Source organism: Acidibrevibacterium fodinaquatile, from assembly GCF_003352165.1.
Taxonomy (GTDB): Bacteria; Pseudomonadota; Alphaproteobacteria; order Acetobacterales; family Acetobacteraceae; genus Acidibrevibacterium; species Acidibrevibacterium fodinaquatile.
Genome location: NZ_CP029176.1, coordinates 832626 through 853832, shown reverse-complemented (window position 1 = coordinate 853832; position 21207 = coordinate 832626). Strand labels below are relative to the sequence as shown.

20 protein-coding genes and 1 tRNA gene are annotated in these 21207 nt (G+C 64.0%); 8 read left to right on the top strand and 13 right to left on the bottom strand.

Going from position 1 to position 21207, the window contains the following annotated elements:
- Positions 1-290 precede the first annotated feature (290 nt).
- A complete protein-coding gene (locus tag DEF76_RS04155; protein ID WP_240319214.1) occupies positions 291-2288 on the top strand; it encodes a ThiF family adenylyltransferase in 1998 nt (665 codons plus the stop codon).
- Positions 2289-2306: 18 nt separating this feature from the next.
- On the top strand, positions 2307-3026 hold the full coding sequence (locus DEF76_RS04150; protein ID WP_114911246.1) for a GNAT family N-acyltransferase: 720 nt from the start codon (positions 2307-2309) through the stop codon (positions 3024-3026).
- A 71-nt stretch (positions 3027-3097) separates the two neighbouring features.
- On the opposite strand, the gene pepA is transcribed toward DEF76_RS04150, so the two are convergent.
- Positions 3098-3910: a flocculation-associated PEP-CTERM protein PepA gene (gene pepA / locus DEF76_RS04145; RefSeq protein ID WP_162800473.1), complete on the bottom strand. Its 813-nt coding sequence runs from the start codon at positions 3908-3910 to the stop codon at positions 3098-3100.
- Positions 3911-4137: 227 nt separating this feature from the next.
- Here pepA and DEF76_RS04140 point away from each other — a divergent pair, with 227 nt between their 5' ends.
- Entirely contained in the window at positions 4138-4593 is a 456-nt protein-coding gene (locus tag DEF76_RS04140; RefSeq protein WP_114911244.1) for a hypothetical protein, read from the top strand.
- Between the two features lie 87 nt (positions 4594-4680).
- Entirely contained in the window at positions 4681-5562 is an 882-nt protein-coding gene (locus tag DEF76_RS04135) for a TauD/TfdA dioxygenase family protein (RefSeq protein WP_114913648.1), read from the top strand.
- A 115-nt stretch (positions 5563-5677) separates the two neighbouring features.
- On the opposite strand, the gene DEF76_RS04130 is transcribed toward DEF76_RS04135, so the two are convergent.
- The 3 genes from DEF76_RS04130 to DEF76_RS04120 form a co-directional block, all read right to left on the bottom strand.
- Positions 5678-5944 carry a hypothetical protein gene (locus tag DEF76_RS04130; RefSeq protein WP_114911243.1) on the bottom strand — a complete coding sequence of 89 codons (267 nt, stop codon included), beginning with the start codon at positions 5942-5944 and terminating at the stop codon, positions 5678-5680.
- A 242-nt stretch (positions 5945-6186) separates the two neighbouring features.
- Positions 6187-6262: transfer RNA gene (locus tag DEF76_RS04125), tRNA-Ala, on the bottom strand.
- A 190-nt stretch (positions 6263-6452) separates the two neighbouring features.
- Positions 6453-6998: a bactofilin family protein gene (locus DEF76_RS04120; RefSeq protein WP_114911242.1), complete on the bottom strand. Its 546-nt coding sequence runs from the start codon at positions 6996-6998 to the stop codon at positions 6453-6455.
- A 421-nt stretch (positions 6999-7419) separates the two neighbouring features.
- Here DEF76_RS04120 and DEF76_RS04115 point away from each other — a divergent pair, with 421 nt between their 5' ends.
- The 3 genes from DEF76_RS04115 to mltA all read left to right on the top strand — a co-directional run bounded on the left by DEF76_RS04115 (position 7420) and on the right by mltA (position 10381).
- Positions 7420-8427: an adenosine kinase gene (locus DEF76_RS04115; RefSeq protein WP_114911241.1), complete on the top strand. Its 1008-nt coding sequence runs from the start codon at positions 7420-7422 to the stop codon at positions 8425-8427.
- Between the two features lie 69 nt (positions 8428-8496).
- Positions 8497-9159, top strand: coding sequence for a Tim44/TimA family putative adaptor protein (locus DEF76_RS04110; RefSeq protein WP_114911240.1), 663 nt, complete (start codon positions 8497-8499; stop codon positions 9157-9159).
- 16 nt (positions 9160-9175) lie between these two features.
- On the top strand, positions 9176-10381 hold the full coding sequence (gene mltA, locus DEF76_RS04105) for a murein transglycosylase A (RefSeq protein ID WP_114911239.1): 1206 nt from the start codon (positions 9176-9178) through the stop codon (positions 10379-10381).
- A 46-nt stretch (positions 10382-10427) separates the two neighbouring features.
- Here mltA and DEF76_RS04100 read toward each other — a convergent pair whose 3' ends face one another.
- From DEF76_RS04100 to DEF76_RS04060, 9 genes are all read right to left on the bottom strand, one after another.
- On the bottom strand, positions 10428-11315 hold the full coding sequence (locus DEF76_RS04100; RefSeq protein ID WP_205216102.1) for an NAD(P)-dependent oxidoreductase: 888 nt from the start codon (positions 11313-11315) through the stop codon (positions 10428-10430).
- Entirely contained in the window at positions 11312-12535 is a 1224-nt protein-coding gene (locus DEF76_RS04095) for an ABC transporter substrate-binding protein (protein ID WP_114911238.1), read from the bottom strand. Before DEF76_RS04095 ends, DEF76_RS04100 begins: the two co-directional genes overlap by 4 nt.
- Positions 12532-13401 carry an alpha/beta fold hydrolase gene (locus tag DEF76_RS04090; protein WP_114911237.1) on the bottom strand — a complete coding sequence of 290 codons (870 nt, stop codon included), beginning with the start codon at positions 13399-13401 and terminating at the stop codon, positions 12532-12534. Before DEF76_RS04090 ends, DEF76_RS04095 begins: the two co-directional genes overlap by 4 nt.
- A 1-nt stretch (position 13402) precedes the next feature.
- On the bottom strand, positions 13403-13810 hold the full coding sequence (locus tag DEF76_RS04085) for a hypothetical protein (protein ID WP_114911236.1): 408 nt from the start codon (positions 13808-13810) through the stop codon (positions 13403-13405).
- A 52-nt stretch (positions 13811-13862) separates the two neighbouring features.
- Positions 13863-14591 (bottom strand): ABC transporter ATP-binding protein, encoded by a 729-nt coding sequence (locus DEF76_RS04080; RefSeq protein WP_114911235.1) that lies wholly within the window; start codon positions 14589-14591, stop codon positions 13863-13865.
- Positions 14591-16300: a branched-chain amino acid ABC transporter ATP-binding protein/permease gene (locus DEF76_RS04075; protein WP_114911234.1), complete on the bottom strand. Its 1710-nt coding sequence runs from the start codon at positions 16298-16300 to the stop codon at positions 14591-14593. The genes DEF76_RS04080 and DEF76_RS04075 overlap by 1 nt, the downstream gene beginning before the upstream one ends.
- A gap of 7 nt (positions 16301-16307) precedes the next feature.
- Positions 16308-17180, bottom strand: coding sequence for a branched-chain amino acid ABC transporter permease (locus tag DEF76_RS04070; protein WP_114911233.1), 873 nt, complete (start codon positions 17178-17180; stop codon positions 16308-16310).
- Between the two features lie 9 nt (positions 17181-17189).
- On the bottom strand, positions 17190-18368 hold the full coding sequence (locus DEF76_RS04065; RefSeq protein ID WP_162800472.1) for an amino acid ABC transporter substrate-binding protein: 1179 nt from the start codon (positions 18366-18368) through the stop codon (positions 17190-17192).
- A gap of 61 nt (positions 18369-18429) precedes the next feature.
- Positions 18430-20232, bottom strand: a complete 1803-nt coding sequence (locus tag DEF76_RS04060; RefSeq protein ID WP_114911231.1) for a thiamine pyrophosphate-binding protein — start codon at positions 20230-20232, stop codon at positions 18430-18432.
- Positions 20233-20344: 112 nt separating this feature from the next.
- Between DEF76_RS04060 and DEF76_RS04055 the strand changes: the two genes are divergently transcribed.
- Positions 20345-21145: an IclR family transcriptional regulator gene (locus DEF76_RS04055; protein WP_114911230.1), complete on the top strand. Its 801-nt coding sequence runs from the start codon at positions 20345-20347 to the stop codon at positions 21143-21145.
- Positions 21146-21207: the final 62 nt, after the last annotated feature.

The following is a 21207-nucleotide window of genomic DNA, read 5'->3' as shown; positions in this document are numbered from 1 at the left end:
TAGCAAAAATATGCAACCGTGAGGCGTGCGGAAAATTTATGATCATAATATAATATTTTTTCTATCCCGAAGTAATTTGAAATGTATGCAAATTAGATCAGTAATTTATAAAAATTATGGGCAATGAACAAATATATAAATGTATAAAAACTTTGTTCAGTAAATCAGACAGTAAATTTTATATATTAATATTTGTTTATCTTCTAATGAGAGATATTTATCTATGCTAGGGAGGCGCCTAAACCTCATCGTCTAATTGTTTCAACTAACTCTGGAGGCCATGTGTGACCATGAAATTTTCCTACAGCGCAGCTTTCGACCGCAATATTGGCTGGCTTACTGAATGGGAGCAATTGGCTTTGCGTGGCAAGCGTATCGCCATTGCAGGGATGGGGGGCGTTGGCGGCGTGCATTTGCTCACATTGGCACGTTTTGGCATTGGCGCTTTTAATATCGCGGATTTTGATCGTTTCGATATTGTTAATTTTAATCGGCAAATTGGCGCCAATGTCGAGACCGTAGGTCGGCCAAAAATTGACGTGCTCTCTGAAATGGCGCTCTCAATAAATCCAGAAATTAAATTAAATCGATTTGAATTTGGAGTGACATCAGAAAATATTGATAAATTTCTTGATGGAGTGGATGTTTTTGTAGATGGATTCGATTTCTTTGAAATAGAAATAAGAAATTTGGTCTATGCGCGCTGCTATGAGCTTGGGATTCCAGCGTTGTGTGCGGCGCCAATCGGGATGGGTGCAGGCTGCCTAGCTTTTCTACCAGGAAAAATGAGCTTTGAGCAATATTTCGGTTTTAAGAATAAATCGAATAATGACCGATTTCTAAGATTTCTAGTCGGCCTCGCCCCACGTGGTCTGCATCGGGCCTACCTTGTCGAGCCGAAAGCGATTGATCTGCCGGCTCACAAAGGCCCCTCTACAGGAGCTGCATGCCAAATTTGCGCCGGCATTACCGCAGTGAATGCTATCAAATTATTGCTTCGTCGTGGCGAAGTCCAGGCAGCGCCATACCACCATCATTACGACGCCTATCGCAACAAATTGGTAGTCTCTCATCTCCCACGTGGGCTCGACGGTCCCTGGCAGCGAGTAAAAATTGCTCTAGCTCAGCGCATATACAATGCCGCACGCAAGCACGCCACTTCCACACAGCCAGAGACGCCGCATACGGTGCTAGAGGAAATTATCAATTACGCCCGTTGGACACCAAGTCCGGGCAATACCCAACCATGGCGGTTTAATTTAACCGGCGCTACAAATTTCGTTGTCGATCTCTGCTTCAACGCCACAGCCCGTCGTGAAACGCTGTTTGCGGCTGGAATGCTGCTTGAGAGCTTACGCATTGCGGCGTCTGCTTTCGGCCTCCGCATGGAATGGCGGAAAGCCGACGCGGAACTAGGAAATCAGTTGTTGGTGCAGTTTCACCGCGATGCCAGCGTTTCGCTTGACCCACTCTTTTCCCATCTGCCGACCCGAAGCGTTGATCGTCACCCCTATGATGTCCGTCCACTTTCCGTCGAAGAAAAATCCGCGCTTACCTCTGCGTTGGGATTGGAATTTACGCTCACCTGGCATGAAGCTCTGCCGGCGCGCAGGAAAATCTCCGCGCTTGCAACTCGCGCAAGCCGGCAGATGCTTGGCCGCCAAGAGCGTCTTCGTGCAAACCTTGCCAAGCTTGATTGGGACAACCCCCGCAGTTCAACCGCCATCCCATCCGCTACACTCGGTCTTGGTTGGCTTGCGCAAAAATTTAGCCGAATTGCGCGCGCGCACCCATCTCTTGGCGCTATACCTGGCGTTGCCAGATTCATCGCTTGGCGGCTCGAAACTCTACCCATCCTAGCAAGCGCCGCATGCTTTGCGATCCATCCGATAAAGCCTGGAGATCAAAGCGATGAGGTTATAATCAAGGGAGGCATGGCAGTGCAACGTTTCTGGCTGACCGCGGCGCAGCTCGGCCTCGCCATGCAGCCTCTGCAGCGTCCGTTGCGCCTTGCATGGGAGGAAAAAAATCCAACTGACCCTGTGCGGGCAGACTTCATGGCTGCTTTCCGTCTCGGGCTTGGCGATCCGCAAGGGGTGGCGTTCATAGGGCGCATAGGCGCGCCCCGTACTTCGCTATCAGCACGAGCGACCCGACATAGCATAGAGACCCTAATCGTAACGCAGGGCGCCGCCGCTTTTGGAGGCAAGCAAGTTAAGAAGATGACCGTTCCCGATATCACTAATGACCGGGCAGCTTTCACGACATTCATTGAAAAGGCAAACTAACCTAGGAGAAAAACTGACATGGTTACGACATCCCTGGCTGATGATATCGCGATCACCAAGTCTGAGTTCGAGATCATTCCGGCCGATAACGACATTCTACGTCATGAAGCCTACCGGCTCCGCTACCAAGTATATTGCGTCGAGAACAACTTTCTTAGCGGCATAAACGGTCTAGAAATGGATGAATACGACGCTCATGCCCAACACATGATACTTTGCCATCGTCAGAGTGGCACAATCGTTGGCACCGTGCGGCTAGTTTTGCCTAAGGCAGATAGATCAGAAGAAAGCTTCCCTATATTACGATTTTATAACATTTCTCTATCAAAAGAACTCCACCTCGCGCGTTGCGGTGAGGGGTCACGTTTTGCGATCTCGCGCCACCGCCTCAGCTTCATGCGATCAATCCCGCATGTTCTTCGGCTCTGGCTAATTCAAGGAGTGGTGCGCATGAGCTTGAAAGCAGGCCATACCCACATTCTCGCCATTCTTGATCCTCGTCTGCTCCGCCTATTTCGAATGAATGGGATCAACTTTCATAAGCTTGGTCCCACGGTCGAATATCACGGTTGTCGCCAACCGGCTTTCATCGAAACGGCTACGATGCTGGCGGAAGTGCGCTCGACACATCCACAGATTTGGGAAGTAATGACCGATGGCGAGCGTCATACTGAACCCGTTGCAACCCATCTCAGCAGAGCAGAAACCATACCGCCTTTCGCCGAAGCATTGTCATGAAAAAGCCACATTCGAAGTGTCGGCAATAGTTGAGCGGCATTGACGAGGTCGTCAATGCCGCTTAGCCGCCGTCAGGCCGTTTTTGGCCGGAACATCAAACCAAGACCCAAAAGGCCGAAGCCAAGGAGGGCCAGGGAACTCGGCTCTGGGACTGCGAAATTGGCATCACCGCCGCCGCCGTTAACCTGAAGGTAGTAATCGCCTCCAGAAGATGACAGGGAGACGACAGAAGTCGTATTCGTAAATGCCGAATCGAGATTAAGCCCCACATAACCGGTGATTGGCGGCGCGATGAAGAAGCCACTCTCTGAGCTGTTTGGAACAAATGTGGCAAAAACCTGCGCTGACGGTAATCCACCTGTAACACTTCCCGATGACCCTCCGGAAGGGCTCAAGCTACCACCCGCCAGAGTCACCGCCCCCGTCGTCCCGGATATCGTCGGATTCGCCGTGGGGTTGGCAAAAGTAAAGGATGCACCACCATTGGCCCCGATGAGCGAGTAAGTGAGACCAGTGAACGTAGCATTGTCTGTTCCACCGGGGTTAAACCCAGGCGATCCGTTATATGAAAACGTTCCGGTGGCGGTAAATTCATAATAGAGGGAGTACGAACTCGTCAGCCCGCCGTTTGAAACACCTGCGCCGTTGAGCTGAAATTGCGTGATCGGAAGGTAACCAGTGTCAGTGAACGCCCCCGTAGTCGCATTGATGACGGTGGTCGAAAAATCACTGACCACTTGGTTGTTTTGTGTGATCGACGAAACAGTCGCGTTGAGACCAGAAGCTGCAGGATCCCACGTTACCGTGATTGGCGCGGCAAGCGCCGTCCCGCATGCGAGAGCCGCCGCAATTAGCCCTCCAAAAATCGGCCTTGTATAACCCATTCCACCCTCCTTTTCCATAAAAACCCTAACTCAGTCTAAGATTACGCTAAATTCATCAGAAACGCAATAAAACTTTGACGATAAATTAACTAAATGGTCTCTACCCTAAGCTGTGTCGTTGACGTTGGCAAAAGGCAACCTTTATATAGGGTATAGAGACCCACGACGGTAGCGCTTGTCACCCGTTTTCCGCAACTTCTCCCCGCGCCCAGAAATCATAGCCGCCGATGCTGCCCACCACGCGCCGCGCTTGCCCCGTTGCCGTTGCCGTTGCCGCGCTCATCATGCTCGGTGGCTGCAAGATCATCGACCAGACCACGTTTGGCGCGAAGCCAGTGGCGCCGGCGCCGGATTTCGTCGCCGAGGCGCTGAAACCCGGAAGCAAGCTGCCGCTGATGACGGTGCGTTTCGACGGCACCCCGTTCAACTATGACACGCAGCTCAAATCGGTGCTGGAGCTGGCGCAAACCCGCCGCCCGGACGCGAAATACCACGTCGTCACGGTGGTGCCCGCCTCCGGCGATCCCGAGAAAGACAGCCGTGCGATCGAAAACGGCCGCTATGACGTCCGCCGGCTCGAGGACGCGATGACCAATGACGGCATCCCCGGCGATGACATCAGCACCTCGGCACGCACCGAGAAAGGCGTCACCGCGCGCGAAATCCGCATCTATGTCGAATAGGGCAAGGCGCGGCGGCTTGACATATCACGCCCGGCCGCGCTTGGCTTGGCCCACAAAACGAACGACGTCGTCGCGGAGGAAACAGCCATGGCTCTCACGATCACGCCGCTGCACCCGCTTTTCGCCGCCGAGGTGAGCGGCGTCGATGCCTCGGCGCCGCTCGCAGCACCGCTGGTTGCCGAACTGACCGAGGCGATCGGCCGCTACGCCGTTTTGGTGTTACGCCGGCAGACGCTGACGGATGAGCAACAAATCGCCTTCGCGAGCCTGTTCGGGCCACCCGAGATCAATATCGGCGTCCATCGCGCCGCCAACCAGCGCCGCCTCGCGCGGCCGGAAATGGCGGATGTCTCGAACATCAACCCCCAGAACGAGGTCCACCGCCGCGATGATGCGCGGCGGATGTTCAATCTCGGCAATATGCTCTGGCACACCGACAGCTCCTTCCGCGACCCGCCGGGCGGGTTGTCATTGCTTTATGCCCATGCGGTGCCCTCGCGCGGTGGTGAGACCGAATTCGCCGACCTTCGCGCCGCGTATGACGCGCTCGATGACGAGACCAAGGCGGTGATCGCGGATCTCCGCGCCGAGCATTCGATCATGCACTCGCGCGCAAGCCTTGGCTTCAGCGAATTTTCCGAGAGCGAAAAGGCCGCGTTACCGCCGGTCATGCAGCGGGTGGTGCGGGTTCATCAGGGGTCTGGGCGAAAGACGCTTTATCTCGCCTCCCACGCCTCGCACATCATCGGCTGGCCGGTGCCAGAGGGTCGGCTGCTGCTCCGCGATCTCATCGAGTTCGCGACCCGCCGCGAGTTCGTCTTCGTCCATCGCTGGCAAGCGGGCGATCTGGTGATCTGGGACAATCGCTGCACGCTGCATCGCGGCCGGCCGTTTCCCGCCGAGGAACGCCGCGATCTCCGCCGCGTCACCACGTCCGATCACGCCGCGATGGCGGAGAAGGCCGCCTGAGAGAGTTGGGAGACTGAGATCGGAAGAGCGGCGCCGTCTGCCCGCGCTCGCCCGGCGCAAGCGAGTGCGGCGCGAACGCTGAGACCGTCAGGCTATCCTGATCACACCGCCGGCGTCAGACCGAAAGATTGAGCAGCGAGCCACGTGGCAGAACCTGCCCTGGCGGCAGGGGGGGGAGCGAGAAAGGCTGGCCTGGCTGGCTGCTCGGCTGGGCTTGCGGGCTCGCCTGCTGGCTGGTGTTGGGCTGGCCATTCACCATGCTGTTGGTGAGATCACGCACCGGCAGGATAGCACCGGGGCGCAGGTTCTGCGGGGCCCCGGGGGTGATCGAGAAAGCTGAGAGGGAAGCGTTATTCAACATGGAAAAGATGGTGCTGTACATGAGTTACTATCTAGTTAACGACACACCGTCTTAAAATAAGATTCTCCTATGATCACGAATTTGTGATCGGCGGCTGACATGGCCGCTCTCGGGACCGCTCTCGGGGCCGCTCTCGGGCGCACACGCCCGCGCGAAATGGCCGAGCGCCCGGCGATTTCCTCAAGATTTCCCAAAGGTTTCCTAAAATCCGTCGCGTGCACCGGCCCGGGGTATGACCCCGGGATCGGCGGTTTCGTGGCGGGTGGTGGAGCTGAGGGGGATCGAACCCCTGACCTCCTCATTGCGAACGAGGCGCTCTCCCAGCTGAGCTACAGCCCCACGCCGCGACGGCGGCCGGACAATGCCGACCCACCCCAGCGAAGTCAAGGCCGGCCACGCCCGAGATTCCCGAACAAAGCGGCGGCACCGAGCCGCCTGCGGATTTGCCGGCGAAGAGGCCTTTCCGGTGCGACGCGGCAGGGGCTCGGTGCGCCGCGCGCGACCTCAGAGAAGCCGCCAGATCCTGATCTCAGGCCGCCGATTCGGGTGCGCTCGGGCGTGGTCCTTCGCCGCGGGCGAGTTCACCTCGCGGGATCTCGCCTCTCGGAATCTCCGGACGGACGGTATCGCCGAGCATCTCGATCCGGCCGGTGATCTGTCCGCCATCTTCGACCTGCAAGCGCCGGCAGCGAGCGGTACCGAGCACCCGCCCGGAGGCGCGAATGATCAGGCTGCCGCGCGCGGTCAGAGTGCCGTCGATGGTGCCCGCGATTTCCGCTTCCTCGACCTCAACCTCGCCCTTGAACACGCCGCCGGGCGCGATCGCGAGCTCGGTCGCGTGGATCATGCTCGCTTCCACCGTGCCCTCGACCACCAGGCGCTCGGCGTCCTGCACCGTGCCCTGGACGCTGATCCCACGGCCGACGACGAGCGTGCGGCGTTCACCGCTATCGTCGCGGCCGAGCCGACCGGCCGGCCGCGTCATCGCGCCAGCGGCAAGCCCGCCAGCAAGCGCACCCTGGCCTCCCGCCGGAGGCATGGTCGTTGGCGGTGGCGTGAGGGGGGTACGGCTCATGGGCGTCTCCTTCGAGGGGGCGGGGCGGAATGGCGGCACACCGATGCCGGGGTCGGATGGCTGGCCGGTGAGGGCAGCGAGCGGGCCGGAGCCCGGCTCAGCCCGGCCGGCAGGCGGCGCGGTTTGCCCAGGGGTCTGCCCTGGCAGAAGAGAGCCGGCTTGGGTCGCGGCATGGGACTCCGTTTGACGGGAATCGCGCTTGGCGACAGTGGCCGTCGGCACATCCTCGGGCTTGCGGCGTTTGAACACGGTAGCTCCCCCCTGGGGCTCCTATTGAGCCCCTCTGGTTGGCCATGCGAGATCTCATGGCTATCATGGACCCGTCGCGCACGGCAACCCGGGTTGTGCCCTCGCCGAGGCGATGCTACCGCCGAACTTCGCCGGCTTTCGTGCCGGCCCGTCCTCTCGATCGGAGCCTGCCATGTCTTCCGCGACGCCTGTCGCCGCCCCCTCCCCGTCTCTTGATCTCCTGTGCATCGGTAACGCCATCGTCGATGTCGTGGCCCCCGTCGCGGAAGATTTTCTCGGCCAGCACGGCATGACCAAAGGCGTCATGCAGTTGATCGACGCCACCGCCGCCGAAACTCTCTACGGCGCGATGCCGCCGGGGATCGAAAGCAGCGGTGGCTCGGCCGCCAATACCGCGGCGGTCGCGGCCGGGCTTGGGGCGCGCGTCGGGTTTCTCGGCAAGGTCGCCGCCGATCAGCTCGGCGCGGTGTTCCGCCACGATATCGTCGCCGCCGGCGTGCACTATCCGACGCCGCCGCTCGCCGACGGCGCGCCGACGGCGCGTTGCCTCATCCTCGTGACCCCAGACGGGCAGCGGACGATGAACACCTTTCTCGGCGCCTCGGTGACGTTCAGCGAGTCTGATCTCGACCATGCTCTGATCAAGGCGGCGAAAACTCTCTATCTTGAGGGGTTTTTGTTCGACCCGGCGCCGGCCCAGGCCGCCTTCCGCGCCGCCGCCAGCCTTGCGCGCGCGGCCGGCAATCAGGTCGCGCTCTCGCTCTCCGATCCGTTTTGCGTCGCCCGCCATCGCGACGCCTTCCGGGCGCTGCTGCCGACGATCGATATCCTTTTTGCCAATGAGGCGGAGATCACCAGCCTGTTCGAGACCGATGATTTCGACCGCGCCGCGGCGGCAGCACGGCAGGCGGTGCCGCTCGCGGTCCTGACACGCAGCGAACGCGGCAGCCTGATCGTCCAGGGCGCGGAGCAGGCGATGGTGCCGGCGGCGCCGGCGAAGGTCGTCGATACCACCGGCGCTGGCGACGCCTATGCGGCGGGCTTTCTGACCGGCCTGAGCCAAGGGCGCGGCCTTGCCGCCAGCGGCTGGCTCGGCAGCCGCGCCGCGGCGGCGGTGATCGGCCATTACGGCGCCCGCCCGCGGATCGACCTCGCCGGCCTCGCGCAGGCCAGCCACTAGACGCCAGCCACTAGACGATGGACGAAGGTCATTGGCGGCGGCGAGACAGATGGCGGGAAAGGATGCGGTATGGGCGCGAGCGGATTTCCGATTGATCTGATCCTATTCGGGATGATCGCGTTGTTTCTGGTGCTCCGGCTGCGCAGCGTGCTTGGCCGGCGCACCGGCTTCGAGCGCCCGGCCTCGCCGCCGAGCCTCGCCGAGGGCGGCACCGTGATCGAGGGCCATGCCGAACCCGTCACCGCGCCGCCGGCGCCGACCCGCGGCTTTCCCCCGCCCGACAGCCCGGCCGCGCAAACGCTCGCGCAGATGCGCGGCATCGATCGCGGCTTCGACCCGATGGCGTTCCTGATCGGCGCCGAGGGCGCCTTTCGCCTCATCGTCACCGCCTATGCGAAAGGCGATCGCGCCACGCTGGCGCCGCTGCTCGGCCCGGAAACTCGGCAGGTTTTCGAGGCCGCGATCAGCGCCCGCGAAGCCGCCGGCGAAACCCTCGAGACCGAGATCAAGGCGCTGCTCGCCGCAACCATCACCGATGCCGCCCTCGCCGGCACGCGCGCCAGCATCACTGTCCGCTTCGTCTCGGATCAGGTGAGCCTGACCCGCGGACCAAACGGCGAAATCGTCCACGGCAACGAGGCGGTGACCGAGATCACCGATCTCTGGGTTTTCGAGCGCGACCTCACCAGCGCCGATCCGACCTGGCGGCTGGCGGCGGCGCAAAGCCACTGAGTCCCGAGGAATTTCGATGCGTGAAGGCGAGATCTTGCGGCGCCGATCCTGGCTGCTGGCGGCGGGGCTGACCCTGTCGCTCATGCTGGCTGCTTGCGTCGCGCCGCCCGCGCCGTCGTCATCATCGCCGTCTATGACGCTGGCGCCAGTCGCCTTCACCGATCTCCCGGGCTGGGCGCAGGATGACAGCGCCGCCGCCCTGAGCACCTTCATGCGGAGCTGCGCGCGGCTGGCGGTGATGCCGGCGGATCAGCGGCTCGGCGGCGAAGGGCTCGCGGCGACGCGCGGCGGTCGGGCAGAAGCGTGGCGCGGGCTCTGCGAACAAGCCCGCCACGTCCCCGCGGGGGATCAGAACGCGGCCCGGCATTTCTTCGAAACCGGGTTTCAGCCTTACCAAATTGGTGACGCAAGCCAGGGTGATGCCCTCTATACCGGCTATTATGAGCCGACCTTGCACGGCGCGCGCAGCCCGGGCGGCGCGTTCCAGACGCCGTTGCTCGGCCGTCCGCTCGATCTCGTCACCGCCGATCTCGGCGAGTTCGCCGCTGATCTCAAGGGCCACCATATCGTCGGGCGGGTCGTCAATGGTCGCCTCGCCCCCTACCCGACGCGCGCCGAAATCGATGCCGGGGCGCTTGTCAGCCAGCGCCTCGCGCTCCTTTGGGTCAATAGCCCGATCGATGCGTTTTTCCTGCAAATCCAAGGCGCCGGCCGCATCGCTCTGCCGGATGGCACGCTGGTGCGGGTGGCCTATGCCGGACAGAATGGCCGGCCCTACGTGCCGATCGGCCGCCTGCTTGCTGCGCGCGGTGAGATCAGCGCCGATCAGATCTCCGAGCAGACCATCCGCGCCTGGCTGACCGCGCACCCCAAAGCGGCGCAAGCGGTGATGGAGGAGAACCCGAACTACGTCTTTTTTCGTGAATTGCGCGATTATCCCGCCGATCTCGGCCCGCCCGGCACGCTCGGCGCACCGCTGACGCCGGGGCGCTCGCTCGCCATCGACCGCGAATTTATCCCGCTCGGCGCGCCCGTCTTCATCGCGACCACCGACCCGCTGAAACAGGCGCCACTCGCGCGGCTGATGGTCGCACAGGATCTCGGCGGCGCCATCACCGGGCCGCTGCGCGCCGATATCTTTTTCGGCTGGGACAAAGACGCCGCCGATCGCGCCGGGCGGATGAACGCGCGCGGGGCGGAATATCTGCTGCTGCCGCGCTGATCGGGGAATTTATCAGGCCGCGTGGGCAATATCACGGCGCGGGCCATCATCGGCTGCGCGTGAAAGCGCGGCTCAAAACCGGCCAGTAGCGTTCGCCGTCCCCCGCCGCGATGGCGCGCTCGAGAAGCTGCGCCGCGTTTTCCGCGCCGGCGACGGGGAGACCCTGCGCTCGCGCGAGATCGAGCGCGTAGCCGAGATCCTTGCGCGCATAGACCGCCGAAAACGCGCGTTCAGGAAACTCGCCCGGCAGCAGCGCCTTCATCCCGTGATTGCGGAGCGCGAAACTATCCGCCGAACCCCGCGCCAGAGCCTCAAACAGCAACGCGCCATCGACACCCTCGCCGCGCGCGATGGCGAGCGCCTCCGAAAGCGCGACGACGGTTTCGGCGAGCACCATGTTGTTGAGGATCTTCACCACCTGGCCGGCGCCGGGCGGGCCGCAATGGGTGATGTCGGTCGCGAAATTTTCGAGGAGCGGTCGCAAGGCCGCGAAAATCTCCGGCGCCGCGCCGACCATGACGCTGAGCTCACCCCGCTCGGCGGCGGCCCGGGTGCGCGCGACCGGGGCATCGGCGAACCCGGCGCCGCGCGCTGCGAACCGCTCGGTGAGATCGCGCGCCAGCGCCGGCGGCGAGGTGCCGAGATCGACGATGATCTGCCCGCGCCGGGCCTGCGCCGGCAATCCCTCGGCGCCCGCGCACAGCGCCGCGACCTCGCGCCCGCTGGGAAGCGAGAGAAACACGAAATCGGCCTCGCGCATCACCTCGGCAACCCCGGCGGCGGCGCACACACCCTGGGCGGCAAGACGCGCGAGCGGCGCCTCCCGGGTATCGAAGCCGATTACCCTCCGCCCGGATTTCTGCACGAGATTGCGGCAAATCGGCTCGCCCATGACGCCAAGCCCAATGCAGCCGATCATCCCGGCGGCGCTCATGGCGTGCCCCGCGATGCAACCAGGGGGCAACCGCCCTCGCTCGCGGGGCGAAACGCGGCGCCATCCGCCATCGCCGCGATCTCACGATAGACATCGAACGGCGCCTTCGACTCGGCGGGCGATTTCACCTGCATCAAATACATCGCGCACATCAGCCGGCCATCGGCGCGAATGGTGACGTTGGTATTGTTCATGTCATTGACCGGGGTCTGGTGCATGCGCGCGGCGACGGCAACCGGATCGCTGGTGCCGCCATCCTTGACCGCCTGCAGATAATGGCGAACGCCGCTATAGACGCCGGCTTGCAGCATGCTCGGCGGTTTCGGCTTATGGGCCATGAAGCGCTGTGACCAGGCCCGTGTCGCGGGCGTGCGGTCCCAATAGAACGCCGTCGTCAACACCAGGCCTTGCGCCGTCGGCAGACCGATCGCAATCACGTCGGTGATGAACATCACCAGCGCCGCGAGGCGCTGGCCGCCGCGGACGATGCCGAATTCCGATGCCTGCTTCACGGTGTTTTGCGTATCGGTGCCGGCATTGCAAAGGCCGATGACTTTGGCGCCCGAGCTTTGGGCGGCGAGCAGATAGGAGGAAAAATCGGTGGCGCCGAGCGGGTGGCGAATACTGCCGAGCACCTTGCCGCCGCTTTGCTCGACGAAGCGCCGCGCATCGCGTTCCATCGCGGCGCCGAACGCGTAATCGGCGGTGATGAAGAACCAGCTCTCGCCGCCATTCTGCGTCAACGCCGTCGCGGTGCCCTTGGCCTGGGCGTAGGTGTCATAGCTGAAATGAAAGCCGAACGGCGAGCAGGCTTTCCCCGTGAGATCGGATGTCGCGGGGCCGGTGATGATGAAGATGCGTTGCTTTTCGCGGGTGACCTGCTGGATCGCGAGCCCGGCGGCCGATGACGCGCCATCGGCGATGACATCAACGCCCTGGCGATCGATCCATTCGCGGGCGATGCCGGCGGCGAGATCGGGCTTGTTCTGATGATCGCCAGAAATCACCTCGATTTTCCGCCCGAGCACGGCGCCGCCGAAATCCTCCGCCGCCAATTGTGCTGCGATCACCGAACCAAGACCGCCATTATCGGCATAAACACCATTGGGATCGTTCAAAACGCCGATCCTGATCGGGCGTTCTTCGGCCGCGCGCGCGACACGCGGCGCGGCCATCATCGCGGCGCCAGCAAGCAATGTGCGCCGTCCGAAAGCGCTCATTGCCCGGCCTCCGGCTGGGCGCGGATGCGCTCGAGCACGGGGAGGATATAGCGGCGGAACTGCGCCGGGTTCTCGCTCATCGGGAAATGCCCCAGTTCGCTCATGATGGTGATCTCGGCGCCGGGAATTTGCGCCGCGGTGCGCTTGGTATCTTCGGGCGTGCAGGAAAAATCATAGTCGCCGGTGAGGAGATAGAGCGGGCATGTTCGGGTATCGATGCCGGCAACCCGGCCGCGCAGATCGCCATCGACACGGTAGAAATAGAGATCGCCCTGAAAAATCCCCGGCCCGCTCTGGAGATAATGCCAGAGTGTCTCGTGGCGCGCGGCCTCCGGGCTGGTCGGCGCGATCAGGCCGGACACCAATGCCGCGCACACCGCGCCGCCATGCACATCCGGCCGGTTGAGCCACGCGGTATCGTACCACGCCGTCTGAAAATCCGCCGCTTCGAGGCCGATAAGAGCGCGGAATTCGCGCGCATGCGCGATCGCGAGTTCGAGCACGATGCGCCCGCCGATCGAGCATCCCATCACAACCGGGCGATCGAGGGCGAGGGCGGCGCAAAATGCCCGAATGGTCGCAACATAATCCGCCGTGGTCAGGCGGTAGGTCTCGCGCTCATAGCCCTCCGGCGGGTTCGATTTGCCGTGCCAGGGAAGATCAAAGGCAAGGACACGGAAATGCCGGGATATCGCCTCATCGGCCATGAGATGGCGCCATTGCCGGCCATCTGCGCCGGCGGTGTGCAGGCAGAGCAGGGGAATGCCGCTGCCCGCCTCCTCGAAATAAAGCCGCTGCCGGCGCCCGGCGATGCTGAGGTTGAGATAGCGGCCGATGATCGGCTCGATCGTCGCGCTCTCCGCCATGTCAGGCTCCCGCGCGCCGGCGCGGCAGGGCGAGAAGATCCTTCATCACCTGCAGATGCGCCATGAACGGATGCAAATCGCCCTCGATGGTCATCTCGCCGCGTTTGGTGAGGGCAAAAAGATCGTGCCAGCCCGGCGGCGGCACCGCCTGCCAAAATCGCGTCCACGCCGCCGCTGTACCGCGCACTGAAAAATCGAACGAACGCATCAGATGCGGCCCACGGGCGAGATGCACTGTCATCCCCGGCGCGACGGTCAGGAGAAACGGGATCGCGGCGATGCCGATCAGGCAGGTCGTGCAAAATTCCGCGCCCCGCCGGCGAAGATCATCGTCTTCCGTGAGCAATGCGGGCAATGCCGCAAAGCGCCGCGCCAAGGCTTCCGCATCCGCGTCCCCCGCCTGCATCATCGCCCCTCCCTTTTCTTCTCGTCATGAGCGTAGGTTTTCGCGCCCTTTTCCGTCAAGCCGCGGCCACGCGCCCGGCGCCGACATAGGCCGCGACCACGCGCGGATCGTCGCGCAATTCCGCCGCCGGCGCCGCGGCGACGATCGCGCCGTCCGCGAGCACGATGGCGCGATCGGCAAAGCGCAAGGCAGCGCGCGCATTCTGTTCGACGACCAAGACGCCGACCGCAGCCAGACCGGCCAGCGCCGCATAGAGTTCATGGACGATCCGTGGCGCAAGCCCGGTCGAGGGCTCATCGAGCAGCAACAGCCGTGGCCTGCCCATCAGGGCGCGGCCGATCGCAACCATCTGCTGCTCGCCCCCCGAAAGAAGCCCGGCATCGCGGCCGAGCAGATTGCCAAGACGCGGAAAAATCGCCAGCACCTCCTCACGCCGCCGCCGCCGCTCCGCCGCCGCGACGCGCGCCGCCCCGAGTTCGAGATTTTCCGCAACACTCATCAGCGGAAAGAGCTGGCGTCCCTCCGGGCAATAGCCGAGACCGGCACGCGCGCGCGCGGCGATCGAGGTGCCGTCGAGCGCCGCGCCGGCAAAGCGGATCCGCCCCGCGCTCAGCGGAATCTGGCCCATGATGGCGCGCAGCAACGTGGTTTTGCCGGCGCCATTGGCCCCGACCACGGCAAGACGCTCACCGGGCGCGAGCGCGAAGCTGATCGCATGTAGGATCGTGACCCGACGATATCCCGCCGAAATCGCCGCGACCTCGAGCAGCGCGCCCGCGTTCATCACGCAACCGCCATGTCGTCGCTGCCGAGATAGGCGGCGATGACCACCGGGTCGCTGAGCACCGCGGCCGGCAGACCTTCGGCGATAGTCTCGCCATTGTCGAGCACCTGCGCCCGCGAAGCCAGCGTCGCGATCGCCGGCAGCACGTGCTCGATCGCAACGATCGCGGTGCCGCGCTGCGCCGCCGCGCGCAACACCGCCTGCACCCGCGCGATTTCCGCCGCCGTCATCCCCGCCATCGCCTCATCGAGCAGCAAGACCGCCGGCGCGAGAGCCAGCGCCCGCGCGATCTCGAGCAAACGCTGGCGCCCCGGCGGCAACGCATCGGGAAACTGCTCGGCATCCTCCGCGAGGCCGATCGCAACCAGCAGCGCGCTCGCCGCGGACACGGCGTCCCGCCAGCGGCGATGGCGCGAGCAGGCGGCGAGCAGAACCGTCTCGAACACGGTGAGATGGGGAAAGAGCCGGCTGGTCTGAAATGTCCGCGCAAGGCCGGCGCGCGCCAGGAGATGCGGCGGCATCGCGCAAAGCTCGCCGCGAAAGCGGATCTCGCCACTGCTCGGCGCGGAAAATGCCGAGATCATGTCAAAGAGCGTGCTTTTGCCGGCGCCGTTCGGGCCGATCACGGCGAGGATCTCCCCCGGCGCGACCGCGAGATCGACGCCAGTGACGGCGACGACGCCGCCGAAGCGCTTGCCGAGCGCGCGGCAAGCGAGAACCGCGCCGGCGCCGTCGCTGGCCGCGGCGACGGGCGCCGGCGGCGCGGCCACCGGCGCGAACGCGCCGAGCCTCGGCCGGCGGAGCCAGCAACTGAGCGGCGGGAGAGAAGCGAGGCCACCCGGCATCGCGACCGCAAGCAAAAGGGTGAGCGCACCGAGGATGATCTGCTGCTCGGTCGGAAATCTTGCCCAGAGCGCGGTGCTGAGCAGCGAGATCACGACCCCACCCAAAACCGGCCCCCACACCGTGCCGATGCCGCCGGCGAGCACCATCAGCACGGTCTGCAATTCGATCGTGCCGGCAAACCCGCTGGCGGGATCGATATAGCCGACATTGCGGGCATAAAGCGCGCCAGCGGCGGCGGCGAGGCCGGCGCTGAGACAAAACGCCGCGACCTTGACCCGTCCGGTATCGACCCCGGCGGCGGCGGCGGCGATCGCGTCGTCGCGGAGAGCCGCAAGCCGCAGCCCGAAACGCGCGCGGCTGATCGCCATCGTCAGCGCGATGGCGCCGGCCGCCAGCGCCACCATCGCCATCGCCGTCGCCGCCGGCCCCTCCGCGGCCGGGATCGCGGTGCCCATCGGCCCGCCGGTGATCGCGAGCGCGTTGACGATGATCTGTAGAACGCGCGCCAGGCCGAACATGCCGAGCGCGAAGAAGATGCCCGAGAGCCGCAGCATGATCCGCCCAAGCGGCCAGGCGAGGAGGGCGGCAATCAGGGCCGCGAAGAGAATGGCGAGCGGCCAAGGCAGCGCCCAGTTCAACATCGCGAGCGCGGCGGTATAGGCGCCGAGCCCAAAGAACGCGACCTGCCCGAACGAGACATAGCCCGCCATGCCGCCGATCAGGTTCCAGCCCACCGCCAGCGTCACCGCGAGCGCGGTCGAGAACAGCACCTGCACGATATAGGCATTGGCACCGGCGGCAATCAGGAAGCCGGCGAGCGCAAGCCCGGCAAGGGCCGCGCTCTCGATCAGCAACCGTGTCATGGCGCGCTCATATCCGCCCGACGCGGCCGAGCAGGCCTTGCGGGCGAAACAGCAGAACGGCGATGAACAAGAGATAAATCACCGCGCTCGCGATGTCGGGGCCGAGATAATATTGCGACATGACTTCGGTGAGACCGAGAATCTCGGCCGCGATCCAGGCGCCAAGATAATTGCCGAGGCCGCCGAGCGCGATCAGCGTGAAGGATTGCACGGTGAGATCGCCGCCGCTCGCAATCTGAAACGGCACCAGCGCAATCACCAACGCCCCGGCCGCGCCCGCCATCGCCGCCCCGAGGGCGAAAGCAATGATGCGGATGCGCCCGATCTCGAGCCCGCAACTCGCGGCCCCGAGGGGCGATTCCGCGGTCGCGCGGAGCGCCTTGCCGGCCATCGTCCGATGCAGCCAGAAATGAACGAGAAGGGCCGCAACGAAAGCCGCGAGCGAGCAGGCGAGCAGCCCCTCCGGGATCGCGAGCGGGCCGAGGCGGAGCGCTCCCTGCAAAAACGGGATCGATTGAAACTGCCCGCCCCAGAGCAGGAAACTCGTGTTCGAAACCACGTAGGAAAGCCCGAAGGTCGCAAGCAGGGTGCGCAATTCACCCGCGGCGCCGCCAAGCGGAATGCGCTCGAGAACGCCCCACTGGATCACGGCGCCCAGCGCGAACAGGGCAAGGGCGACCGGCAGCAGGGCGGTGATCGGTGTCAGCCCGGCATGGGCGAACAGCGTGTAAGCGAGCAGGCCGCCGAACACGATCAGATCGCCATGCGCGAGATTGACCACTTTCATCACGCCATAGATCAGGTTCAGCCCTTCCGCCATCAGCAGATAGACGCCGCCCCAGAGCAGGCCAAGAATGACGAGTGCTGTGATGCTGGCCACGGCGCGCCGCTACCAGGCGCCATGCGGCAATTCCGGCGCGGCGGTGGCCTGATCGGCGGGCCAGACCAGCGCCTGCTGGCCGTTCTGCCATTGCAGGACGTAGCTGGTATAGCCGATTTGAAGACCGGTCGGGCTCAACTGAAAATGCCCGGCGACGGTATCGGTCGAGGTCGCGAGCAGGGCCTCGCGGATTTTATCCTGATCGAGACTGCCGACCTTGCGCACCGCGTCCGCCAGCACCTTGAGGCTCGCATAGGCGACGGCAGCGTGATAATCCGGCGCGCGGCCGAATTTCTCCTGAAAACCGGCGACGAATTCGGCATTGCCGGCGGTGTGCAGGCTCGGGAAATAGAGGGTCGTGCCAAACACGCCGTTCGCCGCGTTCCCGAGACCGCGGCCGAATTCCGGCTCGACCGGGCCGATGCTGAAGGCAAACATCTTGGCGTTGATGTTTTGCGCCTTGGCCGCGCGCACGATGCCTTCGGAATCCGCAAGATAGGTCGCGCCGACGATCACGTCGGGATGGGTCTCGGCGGCTTTGAGAACGAGGGCGCTGAAATCGGTAGTGGTTGGCGGGAAGCTTTCCTTGAAGACGACGCGCATACCCTTCGCCGCCGCCTCTTGCTCGATGCCGCGGGCGAGCTGTTGCGGAAATTGCGTGTTCTGGATGAGAAGCGCGATGGTCTTGTAGCCACGGCTCGCGGCGAGATCGATCGCCGGGCCCATATAGCGCGGGGTCTGCGTGATCGCCTGCACGAGATAGGGGAATTGCCCCTGAAACGCATCGACATTGGCGCCGAGCGACGGCATCACTTTCTTCGCCCGTGTCACCAGGGGCGCCACCGCCGACATCAGATCGGTCTCGTACGGGCTGAGCAGCAGATCGACGCGGTCGGAAGAGATCAGTTTCTGGTAGAGCTGCACCGCGGTCGAGGGATTGCCCTGATCGTCATAATTCACGATCTCGACCTTGCGCCCGAGCAGGCCGCCAGCTTTGTTGATCTCCTCGGCGGCGAGCCGGTAGCCTTGCAATTCGAAAACCGCGGGCGGGGAATAGGGGCCGGTCTCGGTGATCGAGCAGCCGACCCGGATCGGCCCGTCTTCTGCCCGCGCCGCCGGGGCTGCGAGCGCGAGACACGCGGCGGCGAGAAAAGCGGCGCCCGTTCGAACGCGTCCTTGCCTCGTCATTTTCAACCCTCCCTTGGTTCGCGCCGGTTTCGTCCGGCGATCATGATGATGGCGGCATCGCTCACGCGCCGCCGGCGGTCGAGACAATCTCCGCCCCGCGTTGGCGCCGGCCGAACGCCGGCTCCTTGTGCGGGATCGGCGGCAGCGCCCAGGCGCCGGTCGCCGGCGGGCGCACCTCGGCATCGACATGAACATCGAGCACTGCGGGCTTTCCGGACGCGATCGCCGCCGCCAGCGCCGGCGCGAGATCGCCGATCTTGGTGATGGTGACACCGGCGACGCCATGGGCGCGGGCGAGGGCTGCGAAATCGGGGTTGTAGGGGGCGCGGTTCTCGCCGGCATAAAACGCGGTGCCGATTTCGCGCCCGCCAAACAGGCCGTATTGGATGTCGCGGATAGCGCCCCAGGCGAAATTGTTCCAGATCACCCAGATGCAGGGAATATCATATTCGACCGCGGTGCAGAGCACATGCGGCGTCATGGTGAAGCCGCCATCGCCGCACACTGAGACGCAGACCCGCTCGGGAGCCGCGAGTTTCGCGCCGAGAATGCCGGAGACGCCAAACCCCATCCCGGAAAATCCCCAGGCATTGAGCATCGTCTGCGGCTGGCGGGCTTCCCAGAACTGCATGAACCAATTGTGATGAACCCCCGAGTCGAGCGAAATGATGGCGTCATCGGGCAACACCGCGCGGATCGCGGCGACCACCGGCTCGGGGCGGAGCGGCGTCGTGTCGAGCGCGAAATTGGGGCGGGTGAAGGCCTCCCATTCCGCCCGCCAATGGTCGATCTCGGCGAGCCATTCGCGCCGCTCGGGCCGCGCCTCGCCGCGCCGCTCGCACTCGGCCAGCATCTGGCGAAGAAACACCTTGGCATCGGCGATGATGCCGAGATCGGCGGGATAGTTGCGGCCGATCTCGCTGACATCGACATCGACATGGATGAGCTTGGTCGCCGGGAAATTCCACGAATATCCTTCCATCCACGACGATGCCGAGCGATCATCGAAGCGGGCGCCGACCGCGAGCACGAGATCGGCGTGGCGGCCGGCCTGATTGGCGGGATAGGCGCCGTTGCGGCCGATGAAGCCGAGCGAAAGCGGATGGCCCATCGCAAGACAGCCCATGCCGTTGGGGGAGGCGATCACCGGAATGGCAAGACGCTCGGCGAGCGCCGTGAGTTCGCCGGACGCCTCGGCAAGCGTCACGCCATGGCCGATGAACAGCGCCGGCCGCCGCGCCTGAGCCAGCATCGCGACAGCCCGCGCGACATCCTCGGGATCGGCGCCGGCGCGGCGTGCGCGCGGCGCCGGGTCCGGCTCGGGCGTGATGTCGGCCTCTTCCTGAAAGACGTTGAACGGCACATCGACCTGCACCGGCCCCGGCCTGCCGCCGAGCATGGTATCCATGGCGAGGCGGAGCGTGTGCGGCAGCATATCGACCCGCGTCGGCTGGAAGCTGCGCTTGACCACCGGCCGGCAGACCGAGGGGAAATCGGCTTCCTTATGGCGATAGAGTTCCTGGAACGGGCCGCGGTTGAATTGCTGGGTCGGGACGTCGCCGGTGATCGCGAGAAAGGCCGAAGAATCGGCGAAGGCATTGGCGAGCGCCATGACCAGATTGGCCGAACCGGGGCCGCAGGAGGTGAGCGTCGCGGCCGGGTGGTGTTTGACGCGGAAATAGGCGTCCGCCATGTGGCCGGCGGTTTGCTCATGGCGCGGCGAGATCAGCGCCACCTTGTCGCGCACGCCGTGCAGCGCATCGAGCATGCCGACATTGCCATGCCCGCAAATCCCGAAAACATGTTCGATCTTCTCGCGAACGAGAAATTCGGCGATCAGATCACCGCCCTTCCTGCGTGGCACGGCTGTCCCTCCCCTCGGCTGCGGTTAGCGGCGCGGCGGATCATCCGGCATTATTGGAATCTTTGCAAGATGGTGAGATGTGATTAAACTCCGCCGACCCCGTGAGGACAGAATGGCCGATCCCGCCCCGCCCGCCGAAGAGAAAGCCGAGCGCAACGGCATTCAGTCGATCGAGCGCGCTTTCGCAATCCTCGAGGAAATCGCCCGCAACCGCGCCGGCGTCAGCCTCGCCGAATTGAGCAAGCGGCTCGGCCTTCACAGCTCCACCGCGTTTCATCTCGTCCAGACCATGGTCGGGCTCGGCTATGTGCGCCAAATGCCAGACAGCCGGCGCTATCGCATCGGTCGGCCGATTTTCGCCCTCGCCAGCGCCTGTCTCGATGATATCGAACTCACCACCCTCGCAACGCCAGTGCTCGAAGCGCTTTCGGCCGCCACCGGCGAAACCGCGCATTTCGCCGTCCGCTCCGGCGGCGGCGAAATCGTCGTCGTCGCCAAAACGCCGGGCGCCGGCGCCTTCCAACTCACCGACCGGGTCGGCGTGGTGCGCCCGGCGCATGCGACAGCGCTCGGCAAGGCCCTGCTCGCGGCCCTGCCGCCGGCGCGGTTCGAGCGCTATCTCGCCCAGGCCAAGCTCACCGCGCTCTCACCCAAAACGATCACCGACCCGGAATGGCTACGGCGCGAAATCGAGCGCATCCGCGAAGACGGAATAGCCTTCGACGATGGCGAATTAGATGCCGAAATCCGCTGCCTCGCCGCCGCGGTGCATGATTTCACCGGCAGCGTGATCGGCGCCATCGGCGTCTCCGGCCCGCTCTGGCGGCTTTCGCTGCCGGTGCTCCAGCGCCACAGCCAGGCGGTCAAAGAAGCCGCCGCCAGCCTCGCGCACGCCATCGGGGCGTCGAAGTGAGAAAAATCGTTCTTTTTTGAAAAAAAGAACCAAAAAACTTTTGTCCGTTGGGCAGTGCCTGC

Bases quoted from the DNA above. Each gene is read 5' to 3' on its own strand.
- DEF76_RS04055 (WP_114911230.1), top strand. From the start codon at position 20,345: ATGGCCGATCCCGCCCCGCCCGCCGAAGAGAAAGCCGAGCGCAACGGC.
- DEF76_RS04080 (WP_114911235.1), bottom strand. From the start codon at position 14,591: ATGAACGCGGGCGCGCTGCTCGAGGTCGCGGCGATTTCGGCGGGATAT.
- DEF76_RS04115 (WP_114911241.1), top strand. From the start codon at position 7,420: ATGTCTTCCGCGACGCCTGTCGCCGCCCCCTCCCCGTCTCTTGATCTC.
- DEF76_RS04095 (WP_114911238.1), bottom strand. From the start codon at position 12,535: ATGAGCGCTTTCGGACGGCGCACATTGCTTGCTGGCGCCGCGATGATG.
- DEF76_RS04110 (WP_114911240.1), top strand. From the start codon at position 8,497: ATGGGCGCGAGCGGATTTCCGATTGATCTGATCCTATTCGGGATGATC.
- DEF76_RS04135 (WP_114913648.1), top strand. From the start codon at position 4,681: ATGGCTCTCACGATCACGCCGCTGCACCCGCTTTTCGCCGCCGAGGTG.
- pepA (WP_162800473.1), bottom strand. From the start codon at position 3,910: ATGGGTTATACAAGGCCGATTTTTGGAGGGCTAATTGCGGCGGCTCTC.
- DEF76_RS04140 (WP_114911244.1), top strand. From the start codon at position 4,138: ATGCTGCCCACCACGCGCCGCGCTTGCCCCGTTGCCGTTGCCGTTGCC.
- DEF76_RS04130 (WP_114911243.1), bottom strand. From the start codon at position 5,944: ATGTACAGCACCATCTTTTCCATGTTGAATAACGCTTCCCTCTCAGCT.
- mltA (WP_114911239.1), top strand. From the start codon at position 9,176: ATGCGTGAAGGCGAGATCTTGCGGCGCCGATCCTGGCTGCTGGCGGCG.
- DEF76_RS04120 (WP_114911242.1), bottom strand. From the start codon at position 6,998: ATGAGCCGTACCCCCCTCACGCCACCGCCAACGACCATGCCTCCGGCG.
- DEF76_RS04075 (WP_114911234.1), bottom strand. From the start codon at position 16,300: ATGACACGGTTGCTGATCGAGAGCGCGGCCCTTGCCGGGCTTGCGCTC.
- DEF76_RS04100 (WP_205216102.1), bottom strand. From the start codon at position 11,315: ATGAGCGCCGCCGGGATGATCGGCTGCATTGGGCTTGGCGTCATGGGC.
- DEF76_RS04090 (WP_114911237.1), bottom strand. From the start codon at position 13,401: ATGGCGGAGAGCGCGACGATCGAGCCGATCATCGGCCGCTATCTCAAC.
- DEF76_RS04150 (WP_114911246.1), top strand. From the start codon at position 2,307: ATGGTTACGACATCCCTGGCTGATGATATCGCGATCACCAAGTCTGAG.
- DEF76_RS04085 (WP_114911236.1), bottom strand. From the start codon at position 13,810: ATGATGCAGGCGGGGGACGCGGATGCGGAAGCCTTGGCGCGGCGCTTT.
- DEF76_RS04065 (WP_162800472.1), bottom strand. From the start codon at position 18,368: ATGACGAGGCAAGGACGCGTTCGAACGGGCGCCGCTTTTCTCGCCGCC.
- DEF76_RS04155 (WP_240319214.1), top strand. From the start codon at position 291: ATGAAATTTTCCTACAGCGCAGCTTTCGACCGCAATATTGGCTGGCTT.